This window comes from Sulfurovum sp., assembly GCF_036568385.1.
In the GTDB taxonomy this organism is placed as follows: domain Bacteria; phylum Campylobacterota; class Campylobacteria; order Campylobacterales; family Sulfurovaceae; genus Sulfurovum.
Window position 1 is genome coordinate 1 of sequence record NZ_DATCSP010000042.1, and the last position, 3,479, is coordinate 3,479.

The 3,479-nt window shown below is 43.3% G+C and carries 5 protein-coding genes; 1 reads left to right on the plus strand and 4 read right to left on the minus strand.

The genetic code is table 11. The features are described from left to right. Window positions 1-226, minus strand: a 226-nt coding sequence (locus VIM88_RS04805) for a hypothetical protein (RefSeq protein ID WP_331861747.1), incomplete at its 3' end; no start/stop codon positions are given. 66 nt (window positions 227-292) lie between these two features. On the opposite strand from VIM88_RS04805, the gene VIM88_RS04810 reads away from it, so the two are divergent. Next, window positions 293-844: a YSC84-related protein gene (locus VIM88_RS04810; protein ID WP_331861748.1), complete on the plus strand. Its 552-nt coding sequence runs from the start codon at window positions 293-295 to the stop codon at window positions 842-844. 118 nt (window positions 845-962) lie between these two features. On the opposite strand, the gene VIM88_RS04815 is transcribed toward VIM88_RS04810, so the two are convergent. The 3 genes from VIM88_RS04815 to VIM88_RS04825 form a co-directional block, all read right to left on the minus strand. After that, window positions 963-1,832: a radical SAM/SPASM domain-containing protein gene (locus tag VIM88_RS04815; protein ID WP_331861749.1), complete on the minus strand. Its 870-nt coding sequence runs from the start codon at window positions 1,830-1,832 to the stop codon at window positions 963-965. Window positions 1,833-1,838: 6 nt separating this feature from the next. Continuing rightward, a complete protein-coding gene (locus tag VIM88_RS04820; protein WP_331861750.1) occupies window positions 1,839-2,903 on the minus strand; it encodes a hypothetical protein in 1,065 nt (354 codons plus the stop codon). A 116-nt stretch (window positions 2,904-3,019) separates the two neighbouring features. Further along, window positions 3,020-3,479, minus strand: a 460-nt coding sequence (locus VIM88_RS04825; protein WP_331861751.1) for a phospholipase A, incomplete at its 5' end; no start/stop codon positions are given.

A 3,479-nucleotide genomic window follows, 5' to 3' on the forward strand; every position in this document is an offset into this window, starting at 1 on the left:
GCCTTTCATTCTCTTTTTTCAGACCGTAAGGGGCTTTGTTTCCCTCTTTGAGCGTCGGCTTTTCAACTTTCTCCTCAACATCATTTTCCAAAAGTATATAGAGTGTATCCTTGCCGTTTTCCTGCACTGTTTCTGTCGGTAGCTGACCGGATTTCGTCATTTTTACCACATCGAATATGCTTAGCTTGTGTTTTGCCGCATATTCCTTGATCGTTATCTTTTCCATGATGCTCCTACACATTTAATTTACTTTTATCCGGTATAATAAAACAAATTATATAAGGATAACAGCATGTACATTAAAAAACTTAACCCCATGATACTATGGGTTCTCATATCTCTTTCTCTCACTCAGCTTTCCGTAGCAAAATCCGCTACTGTGATCGATGCGGAAGTGGAGACAGCTATCAAAAAGTTTCAAAAGGAAGTGACCGGCGGCGCGGAGTTTCTCTCGAAAGTAAAAGGCTATCTTGTCTTCCCTTCTGTGATCAAAGGCGGGTTTATCGTAGGCGGTGAGTATGGAGAAGGTGCACTCCGTGTCAATGGGGTCACCAAACATTATTACAGTATCACCTCTGCATCGCTCGGATATCAGATAGGTGTACAGAAACATACGGTACTCATCGCCTTTTTATCCGAAGCAGCACTGAATAATTTCATCAGAAGTAATGGATGGGAAGCAGGCGTAGATGGTTCGATCACAGTGTCAGACTGGGGAAAAAGCAAAGATATCACTTCTATGAGCTATGAAAAGCCTATTGTTGCATTTATCTATGGAGAAGAAGGTCTGATGGCGGGTGTCAGCATAGAGGGTACAAAATTTCAAAGAATTCTTCCTAATTAAACCTCTCTTTGTAGCCGCACTTCTGGCAAAATGATGATCCTATGACCGCATGTAGGGCAAAGCCCTACATGCTTACGCTAACACTAGGTTTTTCTCAGCGAAAGGCTCACGTAACTGCTTACGTATTGAATCTCTCTTTGTAGCTGCACTTCTGGCAAAGCTCCTCTATGGCTTTGCCCTCTTTAAATCCTTCCAGCATAGTGACTGCGCGCTTTGAAGTGAGGACCTCCTCCAGTGTAGACGTATGCAGGTCTCCAAGCTCTATCACCCCGTCACAATCCAGGCAGCAGGGAACCACTTTCCCATTGGCCAGCACTGCCACATGGGACTGAAGCCCCTGGCAGGTACCGTCCCCATAGATCTGATTCTGTAGGGAAGGCCACTCAAAGTAGTTATCAAAATGGACCAGGACCTTAGAGGCCAAACGCAGTGACCTGGGCCGCTCCTGATAAATGGTCTGTAGGTCAAGTTCCGTGCCAAAGTCAGAAGAGAGCTTTTTAAAGAGTGTTTCATTAAAAGCACGCTCACTCATGGCTTCATCCAGATTCCACACACGCAGGTTGATGAACAGGTCCTCTGCTCTTTGCTGCTTTGCGTGACACAAAGCAAGTATCGGACCGATATACTGTTCGAATGTCAGTGAGGTATCATTTTTGTTGAAACTGTTCAGTGAGATATTGATCTGCTTGACACAGGGATGGAACAGGGTGTCATACCCGTGTTTTTTTAAGAAATACCCGCTGGTGGTCAACATGGCTTTCAGACCATGTTTATGCAGGATATCCAGATAGGCATGAAGATTTGACAAGGTGAGAGGATCGCCTACCACGTGACAGGCAACCTCTTTGGTATACGCTTTGGCCTGCATCACGATGGATTCAAAAAAATCCAGCTCCATCTCTTTGGTGGGTAACGCTTTAGTCGGGCAGAAGCTGCAGGAAAGCCCGCATACGTTCGTCAGTTCTATGTAGATACGGTAAAATTTCATTGCTGTCTATTTCATACAGGCTGAAAGGTCGGTCAGTTTTTTTGCACGATTGACACATGGCATACGTGATTGCAGATAGATGACCTCATCTTCCAAGATATCGAGCAGTCTGTTTTTCTGTGCCTCGTCCCAAACCGTGATGGCCTCACCCTCTTCTATGCCAAGTTTTTTCTTCATATTCATATAGGGTTCCATACATTGGTTTGCTCTCACCGGGTCTTCCGCTGTCTGCAGACACTCACGGCTTTTCTTCATCGATCTTAAGAGTTTAGGCAACATCTTCTTCTGCTTTTTATAGATATCTTTTGCCACCTGATGAACAAATTTTTTTCTCTCTTCATCTGTCACAGTATTGAGTCCGTCACTGATATTGTGATCGGGGATATCATAGGTTTTAACGTTTAATATCTTACAAGGGTTTTCAATCTTAAGTACATTCTTGGTTTTGATATTGTTTTTAAGCAGTGCAAACTCCTGCACAGGATAATCAGGTACTTGACACTCCACATCCGATGTATTGGTATCAAAGACTGCTTTCGTGGCAACTTTTAAATAGGAAATATCATACAGCGTAGATTCCAGCTTAAGCACAACATTTTTATAAATACACTTCTTTATACTTGGACCTACCCATACATCACACACGATGCCGGCAACACTTTCATGACCTTTATGCTCCAGGAAAGCCGTTTCGTCATAGTTTATAGTCTCACTCGCTGCTTTTTTTCGCTGCATCACTTGTTCATTCTCATAATCAACGGTGATCACTGTATCCTTGGTATACTTCTCAAGCCTTTGCAGATCCTGTTTATGCCGTATGGCTCCTGTGGTCAGTACGACACCGCTCTCTTCTTCCATCCTAATGTCACCCCAGTCTCTGAAGCGTAATGTTACATTGCCACTTATACTTAAATTGGTCTCCGGCGTAAGTTCTGTTCCGCCACTGATCTCATAAGTGACCATACCTGATTCTATATCGAAAGGATGTGTTCTCGCTTCGGCATGAAGCAATGAAACACTTCCCAGAGATAAAGAGAGTACGATCGTTTTCATGTAATCACATAGTCTCATACATTTCCTTGTCTTGGCTAAATAATTGTCGGCATATTGTAGCATAATTAAAAGCTATAAAAGATATCTATAAATATGAACCAGGTCACTCTTTATCTCCTGCACCTTATCTGCATTTAAAACAGCCCTTTTGAAAATGCAAACCCGAAACTCATTCTTGTGACACTCTTGTCATAATCGATCAAACTCTCACCATAGCCGTTGAAGAGTTTGACATACCAGAATGTATTCTCTGAATTATAAAACGGTGCAGTATAGTCAAGCTGAATGGAGCCTTTGTTCTCATCAAGATCAAAGTTATTCCGCAAGAGCAGGTTAAACTGGTGTTCTCCGTACAAATACTGCAGCTCTATTTCCCCGTATCCAAGATAATCAGTGATGTCAGGGTTGTCATCACCGGAAGCATCAGGATCAGTTCCCTCGTAGAAGGCATCTCTTTTCCTGTTTTCAGGCAGCCTGTACCATCCTTCGACCCTCATGAACAGGGAATCCCACTGCCACAAGGTGGATAAAAAGAGTCTGTTCCATGATCTGGAAGCATACCCCTCTTCTCCGTTGGACTGATGTTTATAGCCG